Origin of the sequence: Streptococcus sp. HN38, assembly GCF_028335765.1 — a bacterium.
GTDB lineage: Bacteria > Bacillota > Bacilli > Lactobacillales > Streptococcaceae > Streptococcus > Streptococcus suis_P.
This window is the reverse complement of record NZ_CP116604.1, coordinates 910181-930719: the sequence shown is the minus strand read 5'-3', so window position 1 is coordinate 930719 and position 20539 is coordinate 910181. Positions and strand designations below refer to the sequence as shown.

15 protein-coding genes are annotated in these 20539 nt (G+C 39.8%); 5 read left to right on the top strand and 10 right to left on the bottom strand.

The window, feature by feature from the left end; all coding sequences use genetic code 11:
• Nucleotides 1-527: 527 nt before the first annotated feature.
• Nucleotides 528-2513, bottom strand: coding sequence for an excinuclease ABC subunit UvrB (gene uvrB / locus PHA78_RS04615; RefSeq protein WP_272158498.1), 1986 nt, complete (start codon nt 2511-2513; stop codon nt 528-530).
• Between the two features lie 197 nt (nt 2514-2710).
• Here uvrB and PHA78_RS04610 point away from each other — a divergent pair, with 197 nt between their 5' ends.
• A complete protein-coding gene (locus PHA78_RS04610; protein WP_272158497.1) occupies nt 2711-4906 on the top strand; it encodes an ABC transporter substrate-binding protein/permease in 2196 nt (731 codons plus the stop codon).
• Nucleotides 4906-5646, top strand: a complete 741-nt coding sequence (locus PHA78_RS04605) for an amino acid ABC transporter ATP-binding protein (RefSeq protein ID WP_024390062.1) — start codon at nt 4906-4908, stop codon at nt 5644-5646. The genes PHA78_RS04610 and PHA78_RS04605 overlap by 1 nt, the downstream gene beginning before the upstream one ends.
• A gap of 57 nt (nt 5647-5703) precedes the next feature.
• Here PHA78_RS04605 and PHA78_RS04600 read toward each other — a convergent pair whose 3' ends face one another.
• The gene (locus PHA78_RS04600) at nt 5704-6195 is read right to left on the bottom strand and encodes a GNAT family N-acetyltransferase (protein ID WP_024378324.1); all 492 of its coding nucleotides are present in this window, start codon (nt 6193-6195) and stop codon (nt 5704-5706) included.
• 300 nt (nt 6196-6495) lie between these two features.
• On the opposite strand from PHA78_RS04600, the gene PHA78_RS04595 reads away from it, so the two are divergent.
• The gene (locus PHA78_RS04595; RefSeq protein WP_272158496.1) at nt 6496-8028 is read left to right on the top strand and encodes an ATP-binding cassette domain-containing protein; all 1533 of its coding nucleotides are present in this window, start codon (nt 6496-6498) and stop codon (nt 8026-8028) included.
• A 77-nt stretch (nt 8029-8105) separates the two neighbouring features.
• Here the strand turns inward: PHA78_RS04595 and PHA78_RS04590 are convergent, their stop codons facing one another.
• Nucleotides 8106-9386 (bottom strand): O-acetylhomoserine aminocarboxypropyltransferase/cysteine synthase family protein, encoded by a 1281-nt coding sequence (locus PHA78_RS04590; protein WP_099807151.1) that lies wholly within the window; start codon nt 9384-9386, stop codon nt 8106-8108.
• A 539-nt stretch (nt 9387-9925) separates the two neighbouring features.
• The gene (locus PHA78_RS04585) at nt 9926-11077 is read right to left on the bottom strand and encodes an iron-containing alcohol dehydrogenase (protein ID WP_024378168.1); all 1152 of its coding nucleotides are present in this window, start codon (nt 11075-11077) and stop codon (nt 9926-9928) included.
• A gap of 205 nt (nt 11078-11282) precedes the next feature.
• Between PHA78_RS04585 and PHA78_RS04580 the strand changes: the two genes are divergently transcribed.
• Nucleotides 11283-11603, top strand: coding sequence for a membrane protein (locus tag PHA78_RS04580; RefSeq protein WP_032497931.1), 321 nt, complete (start codon nt 11283-11285; stop codon nt 11601-11603).
• A 465-nt stretch (nt 11604-12068) separates the two neighbouring features.
• On the opposite strand, the gene PHA78_RS04575 is transcribed toward PHA78_RS04580, so the two are convergent.
• Nucleotides 12069-12611 (bottom strand): hypothetical protein, encoded by a 543-nt coding sequence (locus PHA78_RS04575; RefSeq protein WP_024376577.1) that lies wholly within the window; start codon nt 12609-12611, stop codon nt 12069-12071.
• Nucleotides 12612-12835: 224 nt separating this feature from the next.
• Between PHA78_RS04575 and PHA78_RS04570 the strand changes: the two genes are divergently transcribed.
• On the top strand, nt 12836-13636 hold the full coding sequence (locus tag PHA78_RS04570) for a helix-turn-helix domain-containing protein (RefSeq protein ID WP_172073077.1): 801 nt from the start codon (nt 12836-12838) through the stop codon (nt 13634-13636).
• A gap of 684 nt (nt 13637-14320) precedes the next feature.
• Here PHA78_RS04570 and mutY read toward each other — a convergent pair.
• The 5 genes from mutY to pta all read right to left on the bottom strand — a co-directional run bounded on the left by mutY (nt 14321) and on the right by pta (nt 20535).
• Entirely contained in the window at nt 14321-15481 is a 1161-nt protein-coding gene (mutY, locus tag PHA78_RS04565) for an A/G-specific adenine glycosylase (protein WP_272158495.1), read from the bottom strand.
• A gap of 233 nt (nt 15482-15714) precedes the next feature.
• Nucleotides 15715-16107: a PaaI family thioesterase gene (locus tag PHA78_RS04560; RefSeq protein WP_029694686.1), complete on the bottom strand. Its 393-nt coding sequence runs from the start codon at nt 16105-16107 to the stop codon at nt 15715-15717.
• Entirely contained in the window at nt 16091-17833 is a 1743-nt protein-coding gene (locus PHA78_RS04555) for an ABC transporter ATP-binding protein (protein ID WP_272158494.1), read from the bottom strand. The genes PHA78_RS04560 and PHA78_RS04555 overlap by 17 nt, the downstream gene beginning before the upstream one ends.
• Nucleotides 17820-19559 (bottom strand): ABC transporter ATP-binding protein, encoded by a 1740-nt coding sequence (locus PHA78_RS04550; RefSeq protein ID WP_024376573.1) that lies wholly within the window; start codon nt 19557-19559, stop codon nt 17820-17822. Before PHA78_RS04550 ends, PHA78_RS04555 begins: the two co-directional genes overlap by 14 nt.
• A 1-nt stretch (nt 19560) precedes the next feature.
• Nucleotides 19561-20535 carry a phosphate acetyltransferase gene (pta, locus tag PHA78_RS04545; protein ID WP_105129499.1) on the bottom strand — a complete coding sequence of 325 codons (975 nt, stop codon included), beginning with the start codon at nt 20533-20535 and terminating at the stop codon, nt 19561-19563.
• Nucleotides 20536-20539: the final 4 nt, after the last annotated feature.

Below are 20539 nucleotides of genomic sequence, written 5' to 3'. Positions count from 1 at the left end.
CGTTTTTTCTAGAGATAAATTACATATTTTCAATATTACATAAACTATTGAATATAATATTTAACATTGAGACTGTTTTCATAAAGTTTAGTTCGCTTTTATCACTATTTTAATGTTAAGGTTTACTTATATATTTTGATGTATTTTGATTGCTACAATTTTAAAAAATACAACAATTTTACCATTACCAATATTCAATTATCAGATTTAAGTGATGAAATGAAGAACAAAACTGAATCTGGTAATCTATGGTGAATGCCCTATTCTGAGTAATAGATAAAAGAGTTTGGACAAATCTAATTCCAAACTCTTTTTATATCCCATAATTCAAGTGTAGTCGGTTGAGTAATTCGACAAAAAATTCATTTCTCTATTATGACTAAATGTTGTTTATTATATAAAGTATACAATTTAACATAAATTTACTGTAGATTCTGGATTAGTATTTTACCTGACAAGAAAATATGAAATTTTGCAATACAAAATTCTATCAAATCACAAATTTAACAGCAATATCAATAAAATTGTTACATACTCTTCAACTCAATAACCATATCACGAATCTGGGCTGCCAGTTCAAAGTCAAGCACTTCTGCTGCTTCCTGCATTTGACCTTCCAGTTTCTTGATCATGGCCTTGCGTTCATCTTTATTAAGAGCATTGAAGTCCACCACTTCTTCCTTGTCCTGAGTGACAGCCTTGGTCACGCTAATCAGGTCACGGATTTCTTTCTTGATAGTTTGTGGAATGATGCCATGTTCTTCATTATAAGCCATTTGGAGTTGACGGCGGCGGGCTGTTTCGTCCATAGCCTTGCGCATGGACTCGGTGACCTTGTCCGCATACATAATCACATGACCCTCAGAGTTACGAGCTGCCCGACCGATTGTCTGTATAAGTCCACGCTCATTACGGAGGAAGCCTTCCTTGTCTGCGTCTAAGATAGCGACCAGACTAACTTCTGGCACGTCAATCCCTTCACGCAAGAGGTTAATCCCTATCAAGACATCAAAGACACCTAAGCGAAGATCACGGATAATCTCCGTACGCTCCAAGGTCTTGATGTCCGAGTGCATATACTTGACCTTGACGCCCATTTCTTTCAAGTAGTCGGTCAAGTCCTCTGCCATTTTCTTGGTCAGGGTAGTGATAAAGGTTCGCTCACCTTTATCAACACGTGCATTGATTTCACCCAGGAGGTCGTCCATTTGCCCCATGGTTGGACGGACTTCTACTTCTGGATCCAAAAGCCCTGTTGGTCGGATAATCTGCTCGACAACGGTCTCTGTCTGCTCCAATTCATAGTCACCCGGCGTCGCAGATACATAGACAATCTGATGGACATGGCTCTCAAATTCTTCCCTGCGCAGCGGTCGATTATCCAATGCACTCGGAAGGCGGAAACCATAATTGACCAACATCTCCTTGCGTGAGCGGTCACCATTGTACATCCCTTTTATCTGCCCCATGGTCATGTGGCTCTCGTCAATCATAATCAGGTAGTCTTCAGGGAAAAAGTCCAGCAGAGTATAAGGAGGCTCGCCCTCGCTTCGCCCGTCCATGTGTCGTGAATAGTTCTCAACTCCGTTGGTGTAGCCCATTTCCCGAAGCATCTCGATGTCGTAGTCGGTTCGTTGTTTCAATCGCTGAGCTTCTAAGAGTTTTCCTTCTGCCTCAAAGACCTTGAGCTGCTCTTCCAGTTCCGCCTGAATCTTGGCAATAGCCGTTTCCATATGGTCATCGTTGGTCACGAAGTGGGTGGCAGGGAAAATGGCCAAGTGATCCACATCGCCCAAAACCTTCCCAGTCAGGCTTTCAATCTCACGAATGCGGTCGATTTCATCCCCGAAAAACTCCACACGGAAGGCGTGTTCATCTCGAGAAGCCGGGAAAATCTCCACCACATCGCCACGCACACGGAACCGGCCCCGTTGGAAGTCGATGTCGTTGCGCTCAAACTGAATATCGACCAGAGAATTGAGCAACTGATCACGGGAAATCTCCTGACCTGGTCGCAGACTGACCACGCTGTCAGAATATTCCTTGGGCGAACCCAAACCATAGATACAAGAAACCGAAGCTACAACAATAACATCGTTTCGCTCCAGCAGGGCTGAGGTTGCTGAGTGACGGAGTTTGTCAATCTCATCATTGACCGAGCTATCCTTCTCAATATAGGTATCGCTGGACGGGACATAGGCTTCGGGCTGGTAGTAATCGTAGTAGGACACGAAGTATTCTACCGCATTTTCTGGGAAGAACTCTTTGAACTCACTATAAAGCTGACCAGCCAAGGTCTTGTTGTGGGCGATAACCAGAGTGGGCTTATTGACACGGGCAATGACCTGACTCATGGTGTAGGTCTTACCAGTTCCTGTTGCCCCCATGAGAATCTGGGCTTTTTCGCCCCCCTCGATGTTATCAACCAAGGTTTCAATGGCTTGGGGCTGGTCGCCAGATGGGGAATATTTCGATACAAGTTTAAATTGGTTTTCAGTATTTCGATTAATCATACTTCTATTTTATCATAAGTTCGACTAATGGAGAAACATTCTAAACCATTCACAACCATGTCCAAAATATTAAATTTTCTCACATTTTAATGACTTTGTATGTCAGAAATTCTAACATTATAAAAACCTCGATTTTGCATTAATTTTCAGAATATGATATACTAGGACAGTTATCTTATAATAGAAGGAGTATGGAAATGAAGAAAAAATTACTCATATTATTGGCAAGCATTCTGCCAGTATTCTTTATTTTTACTGGCATTAAAGCTGACGATACTATTGATATCGTATTTGACAATGCTTACGCCCCATTCGAGTTTAAAGACTCAGATCAAATTTATAAAGGATTAGATGTTGACATCATCAACGAAGTAGCCAAGCGCTCAGGTTGGACCATGAATCAAAGCTTCCCAGGATTTGATGCAGCTGTCAACGCTGTACAGGCTGGATCTGCGGACGCCCTAATGGCAGGTACAACTATCACCGAAGCGCGTAAGAAAGTATTTACTTTCTCAGACCCTTACTTCGACACCAAAATCGTTATCGCTACCACAAAGGCAAATACCATCTCTTCATATAAGGACCTTAAAGGTAAGACTGTCGGTGTCAAAAATGGTACCGCAGCCCAAAACTTCCTAGAAGAAAACAAAGACAAGTACGGATACAACGTAAAAACTTTTGATACTGGCGATTTGATGTATAATAGCCTTTCTGCTGGTGCTGTTGATGCTGTAATGGACGACGAAGCGGTTATTCAATACGCTATCCAACAAGGTCAAGACCTAAGCATTGACATCGAAGGCGAAGCTATCGGTTCATTCGGATTCTCTGTAAAAAAAGGTAGCCAATATGAGTACCTTGTAGAAGATTTTAACAAGGCTCTTGCTGCCATGAAGGAAGATGGAACTTATGAAAAGATACTGAATAAATGGCTAGGCTCTTCCAATAGTACTGAGAACACTGATTATTCTTCTCGCTTAAGCTTAACAGGAAACGCTTCAGCTAAAGCAACACCTGTCAAATCAAGCTACACCATTGTAGCTGATTCATCATTTGCTCCATTTGAATACCAAGATGAATCAGGTAACTACGTCGGAATCGACATGGAATTAATCAAGGCAATCGCTGAACAACAAGGATTTACTATTACCATTCAAAACCCTGGTTTCGACGCTGCACTAAATGCTGTTCAAGCTGGACAAGCTGATGCAGTTATTGCCGGTATGTCTATCACAGATGCTCGTAAGGAAATCTTTGACTTCTCAAACGCCTACTATACTTCAAACATCCTATTAGCTGTTAAAAATGGTAGTGACATCGCTTCTTACGAAGACTTAAAAGGGAAAACTGTTGGAGCTAAAAATGGTACTGCTTCATATAGTTTTTTAGAAGAAAACAAGTCAAAATATGGTTACACCCTAAAAGCCTTCGACGAAGCTTCCAGTATGTATGACAGTTTAAACTCTGGTTCTATTGATGCTCTTATGGATGACGAAGCGGTTCTTCTATATGCCATCCAACAAGGTCGCAACTTTGCAACACCAATTCCTGGCGAAAAATCAGGTGAGTACGGATTTGCCGTTAAAAAAGGTGCCAACCCAGAATTGATTGAAATGTTTAACAACGGTTTAGCTGCCCTAGTTGAATCAGGCAAATATGATGAAATCCTTAATAAGTATTTCAACTCAACTGAAGAAGCAAGCACAACAACTTCAACTGTTGATGAGACAACGATTGTTGGTCTTTTAAAAAACAACTACGGTCAATTGCTCTCAGGTCTTGGTATCACAATCGGACTTGCCCTTCTATCATTTGCTATTGCAATTGTCATCGGTATTATCTTCGGTATGTTTGCTGTCAGCCCAGTTAAAGCACTTCGTGTGACAGCATCAGTGTTCGTTGATGTGGTCCGCGGTATTCCTTTGATGATTGTTGCCGCATTCATCTTCTGGGGCATACCAAACCTGCTTGAGTCAATTACAGGTCAGCAATCACCTATCAACGATTTTGTCGCAGGTACAATTGCTCTATCCCTCAACTCTGGTGCCTATATTGCTGAGATTGTTCGTGGTGGTATTCAAGCCGTTCCAGCTGGTCAGATGGAGGCGTCTCGCAGTTTGGGTATTTCCTACGGAACAACCATGCGTAAGATTATCCTACCTCAAGCTGGTAAAATTATGTTGCCTAACTTCATCAACCAGTTTGTTATTACTCTGAAAGATACTACTATCATTTCTGCGATTGGTTTGGTCGAACTCTTCCAAGCAGGTAAAATCATTATTGCACGTAACTACCAATCCTTCCGTATGTATGCAATTCTTGCCATCATTTACTTGGTAGTTATCACACTCTTGACTCGCTTAGCACGCAAACTCGAAAAAGGAGGCAAATAATGGCTCAATTAAAAATCAACGTCCATGACTTACACAAGTCTTATGGTAAAAACGAGGTCCTCAAAGGTATTACTGCTAAGTTCTATGAAGGCGATGTTGTTTGTATCATCGGTCCTTCTGGTTCAGGTAAATCGACCTTCCTTCGTACAATGAACTTACTTGAAACCATTACAAGTGGTCAAGTAACAGTCGATGGATATGACTTAACCGATCCTAAGACAGATGTTGACGCCTTCCGTTCAAATGTCGGAATGGTATTCCAACACTTCAACCTCTTCCCTCATATGTCTGTACTTGACAATATCACATTTGCGCCAATCGAACACAAATTGATGGACAAGTCTGAAGCTGAAAAAGTTGGTATGGAATTGTTGGAAAAAGTTGGTTTGGCAGACAAGCGTGATGCCATGCCTGATAGCCTATCTGGTGGTCAAAAGCAACGTGTTGCTATCGCTCGTGCGCTCGCTATGAACCCAGACATCATGCTCTTTGACGAACCAACTTCTGCCCTTGACCCTGAAATGGTTGGCGATGTACTCAACGTTATGAAAGACTTGGCTGAGCAAGGTATGACCATGTTAATCGTCACACACGAGATGGGCTTCGCCCGCAAGGTTGCTAACCGTGTTATCTTCACTGATGGCGGTGAGTTCCTTGAAGATGGTACACCAGAGCAAATCTTTGATAACCCACAACATCCACGTCTCAAAGACTTCCTTGATAAGGTCTTGAACGTCTAAGCTAAACGAAAAGCCTTTGACTAGCAGTCAAGGCTTTTTTAGTATTTCATAATACAATTACAATATCATCTTGTAAGACCAACCTTTCTTTGTCTTTTCAACAGCTTCAAAGCCACATTTCTCAAATAGTTTACGGGAGCCCGTATTCCAGTCATAAATTTCTTCGACAAGTATTTCCTCAAGACCCACTTCCCTTGCACGCTCTACCATTCGCTGTAATACCTTTGTTCCAATTCCTTTGTTCCAATACCGCTTATCTCCAATGGCAATGGCAAAATCATCTGCAAACAGCGTCACATCACCAATTGGGATAAACTGATTGTCTTCAAAAATTTCAATAAAGTAACATTCGCCATTTTTAGACAAATAATCATACATACGATTGAGCAAGTCATGACTATAGCGTTCTTGATCACCATCAATCAGCCATACCAATTCTAGATCTTGGTGCCATTCAAAAGCAAAATCATGCTGACCATCATACCGACGTAAACGGACTTGTTTGTCTATTTCTAAAATATCTGCTTGCTTAATTCCAGTGATTGCCATTTCGGATCCTCTCTCATTTACAATACGTTCATTTTAACATACATCTCTATCAATATCAATAAATGTTATAGCACGCTGATTGACAAGATTTTATCGATATGCTATACTAAAGCAAATAAAGCATTGCGAGGTAAGGAGAAATGGACAATAACAAGTAAACTCAATTTAAGTTCTATACTTATTTAGTAGTTTTCTTGCGTCCATTTTTCTGTTTCCTCTATTCCTTGAATAGGGTCTTTTTGAGCAGATTTCGACACACTACTAAATAGGTAGTGTGTTTTTTCTTGTAAAGGAGGCCTTATGCTACTAAGCACTCAACATTTATCTCTCGACCATCAAAAAGACCTGAGAAATCTGGTTCAGGACCTAAACCTCATTGTCAACCCTAGCGATAAAATAGCTATCATCGGCGAAGAAGGAAATGGCAAATCCAGTCTATTACTCACCTTGATGGACTCAACTCTTGTTGCTGACTACCTGCTTCAATCAGGCAATATTCAACGAAATTTTTGCTCACCAGTCTACATTCCCCAAATTCTTCCACTGGAAATAGCAGAGCTAACCTTGAACGACTACTTCTTCGGAGATCTGGACAGTGACATTGATTACAGCCTACTCTACCTCTATGCTGACCAGCTCCAGTTTAACAGCGAGCGATTTGCCAGTCAACAATTGATTGAAAGCCTGTCAGGTGGTGAAAAACTAAAAATTCAGTTAGTCAAATCTCTAGCAACTCCATCTGATATTATTTTTCTGGATGAGCCGTCCAATGACTTGGATTTAGATACCTTACTTTGGCTTGAAAACTATATCATCACGAGCCCAAAGACCATCCTATTTGTTTCTCACGATGAAGACTTTCTTAGCAGAACAGCTACAAAAATCATTCATCTAGAATCGGTTAAAAAGAAAACACTTGCACAGACCAAGGTTGAAGAACTAGATTACCAGGATTACACATTGAGACGCCAACAAGCCTATCAGAAGCAGGTCCAGCAAGCTCGGAATGACCAAAAAGAATTTGACAAAGCCATGAATAAGCACCTACGTCAAAAATCACAGGTGCGCAATACCTTGCTCAATACACACGATGCTACTATGGGACGCCTCATTGCCAAGAAAATGAAAAATGTCTTATCACGTGAAAAACGCTATGAAAGAATGAAGGAAAATCTCACACAAGTGCCTTTTCATGAAGATGCTATTTCCCTCTTCTTCTCAGACATTTCACCACTACCAGCTAGAAAACAAGTACTTCACTTAGAAAACTTCCAATTAAAGGTTGACGAACGACTACTCGTTCAAAACATCCATTTCAACTTAAATGGACAAGAGAAAATTGGCATCATTGGACAAAATGGAATAGGTAAATCCAGCTTTCTAAAGATCATCTATCAGAAACTCAGGCAACGAGCAGATATAAACTTGGGCTACATGCCCCAGTACTATACAGAAGTCCTTGATGAGTCTAACACTCCACTTGATTTTTTATTAGAAAATGGCAATCGTGAACAGGAACAACTTATCTTGACCCATCTAGCTAGCCTGCAGTTTACACGACAAGAAGTCCATCACAAGATTAGCCAACTTTCAGGTGGACAAAAGGCCAAGTTACTCTTATTAAAAATGGTACTAGAACAAGCCAATTTTCTCTTATTAGATGAACCCAGTCGAAACTTCTCTCCTACTTCTCAGCCATATATTCGTCAACTATTTGCCGATTATCCAGGTGGTTTGGTATGCGTATCACACGACAGACGCTTTTTGAAAGAAGTTTGTCAAAGAATCTATCGACTAACTGAGAATGGACTGGAAGAACTAGGACAGATATAAAAAAGGAAAATGGCACACACGCCAAATTTCCTTTTATTTATTCATAAAGAATAAAGCCATGCTATTCGATTCACAACCTATAATTTATCAAGAGCAAGTTGCAAATCTTCAATCAAATCATTGATATTTTCAAGACCAACAGATAGGCGGATTTGATTTGGTGTGACCCCAGCAGCAAGTAAATCTTCCGGAGCTAACTGAGCATGCGTGGTTGTAGCTGGATGAACTACTAGTGATTTGGCATCGGCAACGTTTGCTAAATTGGAAAAGATTTCCAAACTATCAATAACCTTACGGGCTTCTTCTGCTCCGCCTTTTACTTGGAAAGAGAAAATAGAGCCAACTCCCTTAGGCAGGTACTTATCCGCCAAAGCCTTATAAGGACTATCTGGAAGTGATGGATAATTGACCGACTCTACCTGAGGATGACTAAGTAAAAAGTCAACAATTTTTTCAGCATTAGATACATGACGCTCTACACGGAGAGACAAGGTTTCTAACCCTTGCAAAAGCAAGAAGGCGTTGAATGGAGAAAGGGCAGCACCTGTATCACGAAGTAATTGTACACGAACTGCTACAATAAATGCAGCCGCACCAATATCACGAGTATAACTAATGTTATGATAGCTTGGATCTTCTTCAACAAATTGCGGAAACTTACCAGATGCCGCCCAATCAAACTTGCCGCTATCGACAATCACACCGCCAATGGTCGTACCATGCCCACCGATAAACTTTGTTGCAGAATGGACTACAATATCAACACCATGAGAAAATACATTAATCAAATATGGGGTTGCGAAGGTATTATCTGAAACAAGCGGGATATGGTGGTTGTGTGCAATTTCTGCTAATTTTTCAAGATCAGGAATATTGATAACAGGATTTCCCAAGGTTTCAATAAATACCAGTTTTGTATTATCTTTAATCGCAGCTTCTACCGCTTCAAAATCATCAATATCTACAAAGCTTGTTGTAATACCATAGCGAGGAAGGGTTTCTTTGAATAGGTTAAAAGTCCCACCATAGAGTGTCGTTGCTGCCACAATGTGATCGCCAGCATGTGCCAACGCTAGAATAGTGTATGTGATGGCTGCCATTCCTGAAGAAGTGGCCAAGGCACCAATACCACCTTCTAAGGCTGCTACACGATTTTCAAAAGTAGAGACCGTCGGATTCGTAATTCGAGTATAGATATTCCCCGGTTTACGTAAAGCGAATAAATCTTCTGCTTCTTGAGCATCTTCAAAAACATAGGAAGTGGTTTGATAGATGGGTACAGCACGTGATTTTGAAGCAGAATCAACTTCTTGTCCAGCATGGAGTTGAAGGGTTTCAAATGAAAATTCTCTAGTCATAAAGGTACTCCTTTGGTCTTTTTCTGTATTCTACCTCATTTTTACCATCTTGACTAATACTTAAACATTAGAGATATGTATAGTTAACAACTATAGCCACTAATCAGTTATCCTATAAGAAAAATTTTTCCATATTACATGGATACTAAACAAGCACTTAAATGACTAAAATGTAAGTCAGTAAAAGCGGAGAAATACACTTCAAAAATCGTGACTTTTCTTCTCGACATGCAATTAATGGACAAGCTACTGGAGGAAAAGCTTTTCCCTTCTTTACGAAGCTGACAAATCCCATTTCTTTGTCGTTTTACGGTCATCTTTCGTAGTCAACGAAATCGATTCATCAAAGTAGGCCAATAGTTAAAGATTTTACAAAATTAATGCATTTAGGTCTAAAAAGACTTAATGACTAAATTTTAGAACAAGTTTTATTCAATTTTATCTGATGTTCGTTAGACATACTTCCACGAAAAAGAGGAAGCCGAGCAAACCATAATGGATCACTTGCCCAACTTCCTTAACAGAAAACAGATATTATCCTAGAACAATTCTTTGTAATATGAGATTGTCTCATCTAATGTTGGCATGAATGGATTTCCTGGTGCACAAGCATCAATCAAGGCATTCTTAGAAAGGTATTCAAAGTCAAAGTCTTCTTCTTTGATGTCCAACTCTGTTAATTTCTTCGGAATACCGACTTTAGCTGACAATTCTTCGATTTGTGCAATGGCATAGTCAGCACATTCTTCGTCTGACTTGCCTGCGATATCAAGACCTAAAGCTTTTGCAACATCGCGGAAAGCAGCTGGTACACGTTTGGCATTTTCACGTTCTATGATTGGCAAAATCATTGCACAGCAGACGCCGTGTGGTAGATCGTAAACAGCTCCCAACTGGTGAGCCATCGAGTGCACATAACCTAAACCAGCATTGTTAAAACTCATACCGCCAAGGAAAATAGCATGGACCATAGCCTCACGGGCTTCGATATCTTGTCCGTTTTCAACTGCTCGTGGTAGGTATTCTTTAATTAACTCAATGGCACCCATAGATAATTTTTTGGTTACACCGTATGCTCCAGGAGTTACCAAGGCTTCGATGGCATGAGTCAAGGCATCCATACCTGTTGCTGCAGTCAAAGTTGCAGGCTTGGACAACATAAGCTCAGGATCGTTGACTGACATAACAGCTAGACTGTTTTTATCCACCATAACCATTTTAACCTTGCGTTCTTCATCGGTGATAACGTAGTTAATGGTGATTTCGGCTGAAGTACCTGCAGTTGTATTGATTGCTACAACTGGCAGACCAAGTTTTTCTGACTTATGCAATCCTTCATAGTCTTGTGGTTTACCACCGTTTGTCGCCATGATAGAAATACAGCTTGCCGCATCCTGAGGAGAACCACCACCAACTGAGATGATGAAATCACAGTCATTTTCCTGCAAAACTGCTAGACCATCAAATACATTTTTACAAGTCGGATTAGGATCAACCTTACTAAAGACTACGTAGTCAATACCTACTTCATCAAGTGGCTTGGTAACTTTAGGTAAAATATTACTTGTTCGGATAAAATCATCTGTTACAAGCAGAGCCTTTTTGTAGCCCAAATTCTTGACATAACTACCAATTTCGTTGACACAACCGCGACCAATCAAATTGACTGCTGGGACGTAAAATGTTGCCATAGACAAGCTCCTTTATTTATTTTATTTTTATATTATTATACTATAAATAGCAAGTTGTGTAAAGGTTTTGTGAAATTTTTAACGTAAAAAATTTCATCCTGCCCAAGACAATGATTCACCATCTACCTTACTGCTACTCCGCAACAATTCGTTTACTTGATGAATGGTTTAAAATTCAGTAAAATAATGTCTACGAGGAGGGAAAATGATGAATTTACTCGAGTATATCGGTCCGATTCTCTTCATTACTGCAATCATTAGCTACAGTCTCTACCGGAGGTTTAAAGATAGCAAGGCCACTATTAACGTACCAAAATGTCCAAAATGTAAGTCAGAAAAACTTCAAAAATACCCTCCCAAAAAACGCGAATATTCTCCTCGAGATGCAATTATTGGTCAAGCAATTGGTGGAAGAAACGGCGCAATGTTTGCCCTTCTTTATGAAGCTGATAAAACTCATTACCATTGTCGATTTTGTGGACATAATTTTGCAATAAAAGAAAATCGTTTAATTAGAGAATCCTAAAATTATCAATTTAAACCTTGAACATCATTTTACCTTCAAAAAGCAAAAACAACTGATAAAATATTCTAGCAGATTTCAATTTGGAATTGTCTATAGGTCTGACAAACTCCCCCCATCCAACTGCTACGAATCAATGTCTAGAAAACACATTACCAAAGTTATTGTTATTCAGACCCTGGTCAAAAATCATAAAATAGAAAACAGCTTAGAATCAACGTTTCTGGAAATGTAATTCTAAGCTGTTTTTGAACAAATTTGTATTTGGAGAGAATATTTGCACATCCACAGTATGATAATATCGTCTCAATCTTTAAAAGATATGAATACCAATCTCAGTAAAATGAAATAAAAGGTTAACGAAGTATTCTAATAAAATAGTCCTTTATCAATTTAATGCAGTGGCACATAAAATAAAGATTAGTGATATCCTAGACTTATTGAATAAAAAGATATCGAAAATCAAACTTAACTAGCATACCCATTATTTTCTTCAAAGTTCTCCATCATTTCCTTCTGCATAAGTATAATTTCGGAACGAAACACATTAGCCAAAGTGGATTGATTGATGATTTGACAATTGATTCGCACAGATTTCAAGACTCTCTCAACTAGACTTTCGACTTCTGAACTGTTACGAATCCCCATATCCCATAGTTCTTGCAAGACTGATTTTTCATATCTTCTTTCATACTCAGACATCCCCTGCTTCGCCCAAAACAGTTGACCACTCTCATTCTCAAGCCAATTCCAAACCAGATCAGGATTTTTTACTAAAGGTTTCTCAATTTGACAAGATTGACAAAGAACCATTTTATTAGACAAAGAATAGGACAAAGGCCAGATTTTATTGACAATTTGACAAGCAGATACAGCAAAAGAAGATTTACATCTCCAGCAACAACCACTCAAATTATCTTCGACGTCACAAATTCCCATGTCAACTAAAGTACTTGCCCAATATTCTTCAACCTCTTTGACTCCTGTTTTTTTAGCTACTAATCCAAACATTTTTATAATCTCCTTTAATAATCAATCAAATTTGAAAAGTCGATAGAATGCCAAATTTAAAATAAGCTCTAGAAAATAGTCCAAATAAATTTATTTTTTTCATTCGACTTGATCTTTATGATTATATATTACCACCAATTTTTTATTTTGTCAAACATGTTAAACAAAATTTGCGAAAAATATTTTTTAATGGTATAATTAGTTAAACAGATAAGGAGACAACCATGATTTTAGGTGATATTTTAAAAGAATACCGAAGCAAGAATAAATTATCAATGGATAAATTCGCTGAATTATCTGGTTTAACAAAAGGTTATATTTCTATGTTGGAAAAGAACCAGCATCCCAAAACCAAAAAAGCTCTCCTGCCAACGATGGATACGCTAGAAAAAGTCGCTAAGGGCATGGCTATATCGGTTGGTGAGCTAATCGAGCAACTAGATTCCAATCAAGATATTGCTTTAACGATTACTCCTTCCCAGTTTAAACTATTTCAACAGCCTATTCATCCAGAGGTTCAAACCTTGGACAATGAATTAAGAGGTGATTTCCATGCACAATGGTTAGCTTTTGGTCAAGAACAGTTAGCAGCTATGCAAACTACCTCAGTTACTCCTTCTGCTTCTATTCTTCACTTGGATGACTATCGGGAGCGAATCGATTTACCTGTTCCTGGTAAGGTTTCTGCCGGTACAGGTTACTGGCAGGATACAGATATGAACAATCTTGTATCATTCTATAACGATGAGATTCCAGATAACCAATCTTATGATACAATCGCTCAGGTTGTGGGAGATTCTATGGCTCCGCATATCGAGGATGGAGACTATCTCTTCATTCGCCTAGCTCCTCATATTCCTCTAAATACAATTGGAATTTTTTCAGTCAATGGGGAAAATTTTGTTAAAAAGTTCAAAGGTGACTATTTGCAATCACTCAATTCTGACTATGATGATATCTATTTTAGCCCAGAAGACGATATTCGACCTATTGGTCAAGTTGTAGATATTTATAGTCCAGATTGATTTCTAAGCCTAGTTAATCACTAGTTATATTGGCTACATTCATCCATCTAGTTTTGGAAAGTCTGTTCGTATAGCTGGCGTTTTTTCCTACTGAAAACAAACTGAAAAGCACAGTAAAAGGAGGCTATGACAGCCTCCCTTTTATATGTCAAATTGGAAAAGTCCATTACCAGATAGTTATTTGACAACAAGTTAATGATTAAATAATTATTCTGCTACCCTTATGTCTTTGATTGTCCTCTTACTATTTGTCTAAAGTGTGGAGATTGCTTATTATGATGAAAATCGCTAGAGGTTTTTGTGATTTTCTCTATAGGTTTTTGTGATTTTCTAAGGTTATGTTCAAAAGTTACAACATCTTGAACACATAGTAGTTACGACACGAATATTCTTAGCCTACTTTTGAGTGAACTGGGTAGCTAGGCTAAATAATGAGTTAATGCTATGCATTTGACAATGGATATCACAAATAGATATAAAACAGGGATAACGGACTTTTCCCCTACTAGCATCCCTCTCTTTTTATTAGAGAAAGATGGCTAATAGTATATACACTTCTACGAACGCTAAAGAACTCCTTTCAACAATTCAGATGGCGTTCAACATCTTAACTAACTATTTCCTTTTTTCAATTAGATTATACCACTATTATAAAACGCTTTCAAATAATTATGTGCTCCAAAGTCAACTTTTTTGCTTTTCTTTTTCCTTGATAAAGTTTTCCCACATTTTTTGTTGCGGCTTAGCAAATGGGTAGGTAGGAAAATCTTCTACAGAAACCCATTTCAATTCTTTTGATTCTGGAAGGTTAAGTGTTTCTGCCACACCTTCTACCATTTCTATCTGCCATTTGCGGTGACTAAAAATGTGCTGGACGATGCCAAATTCTTGCTCTTGCCAATCAACAGTCAGACCATAAAGTTCCGTAAAGCTCTGCCGAATATCTGGCTGAACAACTTCTTCTGCAACTTCAAAGAGAGAGACTTGTTTTTCAACGATTGCTCCTTTTTCCAAAAGCGGAAAAGACCAAAAACCCGATAGAAGACCTGCTTCATTATTTTTTTCCAATAAAAATTGATTGTCTTTATTTCTGATGAGAAATCCCTGGTAGGCCACGGGAATCGGCTTTTTCTTTGGTGCTTTGATTGGATACTTATCCATTGTACCGTTTAAGTAGGCTGCGCTAAAGGCTTTAACTGGGCTGTCCTGGGGACGTGGATTAACTGGCGCTTCAATATCCGATCCCAGATCCATCAGGGCTTGGTTGAAATCACCCGGTCGCTCTGGATCAATCAATAGCTCCATCATCGCTTGGAAAATCTTACGATTGGCAGGAAGACCAATATCATAATCAACCTCAAACAAGCGGCTGAGAACCCGCATCACATTGCCATCTACCGCTGGTTCTGGCAAATTAAAAGCAATACTGGAAATTGCTCCAGCAGTATAGGGTCCAATGCCCTTTAGGCTTGAAATGGCTGCATGCGTGGTCGGAAATTGCCCATCAAAATCTTCTACCATTTGCTGAGCCGCCTTTTGCATATTCCGCACGCGCGAATAATAGCCCAATCCTTCCCAGAGTTTGAGAATGACCTCCTCTGGTGCTTGTGCTAAATCACTAATCGTAGGCAAGTGATGGAGAAAACGTTCATAATAAGGAATGACCGTGTCTACTCTTGTTTGTTGAAGCATGATTTCAGAAACCCATATAGCATACGGATCCTTGGTCCGTCTCCAAGGCAAGTCACGTTTATTAGCATCATACCAATCTAAGAGTGCCTTGCGAAAAGCTTGAATCTTTTCCTCCGGCCACATTTCAATTCCATATTCTTTCAAATCTAACATACATCTAGTATAACACAAAGTACGGGAGCCAGCTTTTGCCAACTCCCTTATATCGTTTATAATCAAAATCAAACTAGCTCCAAAGGTTTGGGGAACCTTTGGAGGTTGGAGATTGAGCGAATGAAGTTCGTTTCTACAAAGGTTTGGGGAACCTTTGGAGGTTGGAAATAGAGCGAACGAATTTGTTTCTCTAAATCTAGCCAAGACTGTCTGCTTTTGATGTTCGAAGAGTTTTATTCTACTTTTCCTGTTACAAACATGGTAAAACTTGCTGAAGCAAGTAGCTGTTTATCTTGGTTTTCTATCTTAACTTCGACGACCTTTGTTCTACTTCCATCATGGGTGCAAGAGCCTATTACTGATAAGGTATCACCAAGTTTAGCTGCCTTCATATAATGGATATTGGACTGTAGGGTGACAGAATAAGAACCACTTGCTACCGTTGTCAGACCTGCAACTGAATCTGCCAATGTGAAAAGAAAGCCTCCATGTGCCATACCGTATGGATTGAGAGACTTTTCAGTCACCTTTGTAGTCAGTAGCACCTCTTTCTCATTGAGCATTGTAGCTTGATAGTCATCTAAAACCGTAATCGGTTGTAAGTTTAATTTATCTAACACTTTCATCCTCCTCTGTCTGCTGACTTGTTTGCATTTGATAATAAACACCTTGTTCAGCCATCAACGCTTCATGATTCCCTTGTTCAACAATTTTTCCATCCACCATGACCAAAATCAAGTCAGCTGATTGAATGGTTGATAGGCGATGAGCAATAATAAAACTGGTCCGTCCTTCCATCAATTTGGCAAATGCTTCCTGTACTAAAATTTCTGTCCGTGTATCAATAGAGGAAGTCGCCTCATCTAAAATCAGGATTTTAGGTATCTTGACAAAGACACGCGCAATAGACAAAAGCTGACGTTGTCCCTGAGATAAGCCTTCTCCTCCATCTACCAAAACTGTATCGTAGCCCTGCGGAAGCTGACGAATAAAGAAGTCTGCATTAGCTGCCTTAGCCGCCTCAATGACCAATTCCCGCGTGGCATTTGGATAGCCATAGGCAATATTATCATGAATGGTACCAGATTTGATCCATGTCTCCTGTAAAACCATCCCAATCTGTCTGCGAAGATCCTCACGACTGTATTGGCTAATCGGAACCCCATCTAAGACAATCTGACCAGCCGTCACATCGTAGAAACGCATAAGAAGGTTAATCATGGTTGATTTACCAGCACCAGTAGGTCCAACAATGGCTACTTTTTGTCCAGCTTTGACATCAATGTCCAGATGTTCTATCAAAGAACGGTCAGATCTATAGGAGAAAGACACATTATCAAAGGAAATAGCTCCCTTCAACTCCTCAGAGTCAATTTTCCGCTCAGCCTGATCGTCAATGCTATCTAGAGCCAAGATAGCAAACAGCCTGTCTGCACAAGCTAAGGCGCTCTGCAATTCCGATAGGACCGAGGAAATATCATTAAAAGGCTTGCTGTACTGACTAGCATAATTGAGAAAAGTTGTCAGAGAGCCCACTGTAAAATTTCCTGCCATAATTCTCAGCGCTCCAAGTCCTGCAAGTAAGGCATAAATAATAGCATTGATAAACCGCGTACTTGGATTGACCGTTGAAGAGGCAAAGATAGCCTGTTGAGAATAGGTCGCATACTGATCATTCACAACTTGAAAACCTTGCGTAAATTGCTCTTGAGCATTGAAAGATTGAACCAGTGTCAATTGACTGATGGACTCTTCCAAAAGCTGAGATTGCCTCCCACGTGCCTGAGTTTGCTTTCGATAATAACCATAGGATTTCTTAGCGATATAGCGTGCCACAAGTAGAGAAACCGGAGTCAGGGCAACAACAACCAACATCATGGTCAAGTCAAGCCTAGCCATAGTGAAAATGGTTAAGAAAATGGTCAAGATACCAATGAAAAATTGATTAAAAATCATCAAGAGACCATTTGTTAATTGCTCACTATCACTTGAAAAACGAGCCACCAAATCACCGACTGATTGACGATCCAGATAAGATAGGGGCATCTGGTGCAGCTTAACATAGACCTGTTCACGCAAGTCGGCCACCATTCCATAAACCAAGTGATTGGTTACCAAAGGTAAGTACCATTGCACCAGCGTATTAAGCAAGATAACCATCGCCATTTTGCCTAAGATACCGAGCAAGACCTGACCATTTGCTATCAATACTGCATCAACTGCCTGACCAATCAAGATAGGCAGATAAACTGTCAGAAGGACTTGCACCAAAGTTCCCACCAACATCAAGGACAGTCGAAGGGGCTGGTGTAAAACCAATCTGACCAGTTCCTTAAAACTAGATTGTCTCATAGCTATCCTCCTCTCCTTGTTGTTGCGATTGGTGAATTTCTTGATAAATAGCAGAGCTTCTCAGCAAGTCCTCATGGCGACCAAGTCCAACTTGACGCCCTTGTTCCAAGACTAAAATCTGATCAGCTGTCCGTAAACTATTGGTTCTTTGTGACACCATGATTAAGTTCTGACCTGGTAATTCCTGGCGAATAGCCACTAATAACCGACTCTCCGTCAAATAATCCAGAGCAGAGGTCGCATCATCCAAGATTAAAATCGGTGCTTTCTGTAAAATAGCGCGTGCAATGGTCAAACGTTGACGCTGTCCACCAGAAAAATTCTTCCCAAAGGCTTCGACAGGGCTATCCAAACCACCTTTATCCTCTATGAAAGATTTAGCCTGTGCAATTTCTAATGCAGACCATAGGTCACTATCAGATATTTCTTCCAATCCTAAAGATAGATTAGAACGTATAGTTCCAGCAAAAAGCTGAGCCTGTTGCGGAACGATGGCAATTCGCTGCCGCCACTCTTTTAAATTCTTAGGACTTTTTCCATCAATGAAGAGAGAGAGCTGATTTGTTGACACTGAATAGAGTGCCTGCAATAAATCTACTAGGGTGGACTTACCTGACCCAGTTCCCCCGATAATTCCCATAAACTGTCCCTTACGCAAGTCAAAAGCAATGTCAGACAGGGACTCCTCAGCAGATTTTGGATAAGAAAAGGAAAGATGACGCACAGAAAAGATGATTTCCTTATCCTCACTAACCACTTTTGGCAAACTAGACTCTACATCCTCAGATGTTTGGTCAAAAACCTCTTGAATACGTTGCGCTGAAATATAGGTCTGGTTGAGAGTAGACACGACCATAATCATCTTGACCAATTCGACTAAAATTTGAAGAAGGTAGTTGATAAGAGCGACCAACATCCCCTGTTCTAACAAATTGTGTGAAATGGCTATATTTCCCTGCCAGATGAGAATGAGCAAGGTGCCGTTGACCACTAAAAATGTCAATGGCGATAAAAGACTAGACCAAAAACCAGCTTGCAACTGTTGCTTCTTATAAATCTGATTTATGCCTTGAAAAGCCTTAATTTCCCGCTCTCTTTGTCCAAATGCACGAATCACTCGCCAACCAGTCACTGTCTCACGTACCTGCCCCACCAAACCATCTAATTCTTTTCGCATCGATTGATAAATACGGCTGGTCATAACAGAAATGACTGTCACTATAAAAATCAATAAGATAATCATTCCTAGAAAATAGGCAGATAGACTTGGGCTAATATAGAATGCCATGATGAGCGAACCAAATACGACAATTGGAGCACGTAAAAACAAACGAAGAAAAGTATTAATACCCGTTTGAATTTGTAAAGTGTCGCTAGTCAATCGTGTCAGCAAACTGGATGAGGAAAGAATATCTCGGCTAGACTTGGGAAGGGAAAGAACCTTCTGATACAAGTCATTCGTCAGCTCCTTAGTCACTCCAACCGCTGCTTTAGCTGAATAATATTGCGCTATCAGTGAAACAATAATTCCAATACATGCTAGACCAACCAGTAAAAAAAGCATAGCAACCAGGTTTCCCTGGCTGCCATTTGGAATAATTGTATCAACGATATAGGCGATAATTAATGGTACCAAAAGCTCAAAACAAGCTTCCAATAGTTTAAAAACTGGACCTAATATGGATTCCTTAATATAGTCCTTAAAATATCGTGATAAAAATTTCATATTAACGGTGCTCCAAAGCCTGAACCGCAGTAATCAAGGTCAAGTTGTAAACATCATCAGGGTTACAACCACGAGACAAGTCGTTTACAGGCTGATTCAAACCTTGTAAAACAGGACCTACCGCTGCAAATCCACCCATACGTTCGGCAATTTTATAACCAATATTACCAGCTGAGATACCTGGGAAGATAAATACAGTCGCTTGACCAGCAACACTCGAACCTGGGGCTTTTAATTTACCTGTGGTAGGAACAAAGGCAGCATCAAATTGCAATTCACCGTCCAAATCCAACTCAGGACGCAATTTTTGAGCAATTTTAGTTGCTTCAACCACCTTATCAACTTTAGGACCAGCACCAGAGCCTTTTGTAGAATAGCTAAGCATTGCAACTTTTGGATCGATACCAAACATTTTAGCAGTACGTGCTGAGTTGATAGCGATTTCTGCCAAGGTTTGAGCATCTGGATCAATGTTGATAGCACAGTCACCAAAAATATAACGCTCTTCACCTTTTACCATCAAGAAGGCACCTGATGTTTTCGATACACCTGGCTCTGTTTTAATGATTTGAAGAGCTGGACGAACTGTTGAAGCGGTTGAATGAATCGCACCAGATACCATACCTTCTACTACGCCCATATATACCAACATAACACCAAAGTAGTTAACATCTTTCAACAACTCATGTGCCTGCTCTTCTGATACCTTACCTTTACGGCGCTCTACCAAAGCAGCTACCATCTCATCATATCTATCATAATGAGCTGGGTCAATAATTTCAAAACCTTCTGTAATCCCTTCGATATCAAGGTAAATCTTAATACGATCTGGGTTTCCAAGCAAGACGGGTACTACATCCGACTCATTTACCAAACGTTTTGTCGCTTGCAAGATACGTGGTTCTTCACCTTCTGGCAATACGATACGTACTTTTTTACCATCTAGCTTTGTAGCTAATTGCTCAAAAATTTTCATGAAC

Excerpts from the sequence above, each read along its gene's own strand:
- uvrB (WP_272158498.1), bottom strand. The coding sequence starts at position 2,513 with ATGATTAATCGAAATACTGAAAACCAATTTAAACTTGTATCGAAATAT.
- PHA78_RS04610 (WP_272158497.1), top strand. The coding sequence starts at position 2,711 with ATGAAGAAAAAATTACTCATATTATTGGCAAGCATTCTGCCAGTATTC.
- PHA78_RS04605 (WP_024390062.1), top strand. The coding sequence starts at position 4,906 with ATGGCTCAATTAAAAATCAACGTCCATGACTTACACAAGTCTTATGGT.
- PHA78_RS04600 (WP_024378324.1), bottom strand. The coding sequence starts at position 6,195 with ATGGCAATCACTGGAATTAAGCAAGCAGATATTTTAGAAATAGACAAA.
- PHA78_RS04595 (WP_272158496.1), top strand. The coding sequence starts at position 6,496 with ATGCTACTAAGCACTCAACATTTATCTCTCGACCATCAAAAAGACCTG.
- PHA78_RS04590 (WP_099807151.1), bottom strand. The coding sequence starts at position 9,386 with ATGACTAGAGAATTTTCATTTGAAACCCTTCAACTCCATGCTGGACAA.
- PHA78_RS04585 (WP_024378168.1), bottom strand. The coding sequence starts at position 11,077 with ATGGCAACATTTTACGTCCCAGCAGTCAATTTGATTGGTCGCGGTTGT.
- PHA78_RS04580 (WP_032497931.1), top strand. The coding sequence starts at position 11,283 with ATGATGAATTTACTCGAGTATATCGGTCCGATTCTCTTCATTACTGCA.
- PHA78_RS04575 (WP_024376577.1), bottom strand. The coding sequence starts at position 12,611 with ATGTTTGGATTAGTAGCTAAAAAAACAGGAGTCAAAGAGGTTGAAGAA.
- PHA78_RS04570 (WP_172073077.1), top strand. The coding sequence starts at position 12,836 with ATGATTTTAGGTGATATTTTAAAAGAATACCGAAGCAAGAATAAATTA.
- mutY (WP_272158495.1), bottom strand. The coding sequence starts at position 15,481 with ATGTTAGATTTGAAAGAATATGGAATTGAAATGTGGCCGGAGGAAAAG.
- PHA78_RS04560 (WP_029694686.1), bottom strand. The coding sequence starts at position 16,107 with ATGAAAGTGTTAGATAAATTAAACTTACAACCGATTACGGTTTTAGAT.
- PHA78_RS04555 (WP_272158494.1), bottom strand. The coding sequence starts at position 17,833 with ATGAGACAATCTAGTTTTAAGGAACTGGTCAGATTGGTTTTACACCAG.
- PHA78_RS04550 (WP_024376573.1), bottom strand. The coding sequence starts at position 19,559 with ATGAAATTTTTATCACGATATTTTAAGGACTATATTAAGGAATCCATA.
- pta (WP_105129499.1), bottom strand. The coding sequence starts at position 20,535 with ATGAAAATTTTTGAGCAATTAGCTACAAAGCTAGATGGTAAAAAAGTA.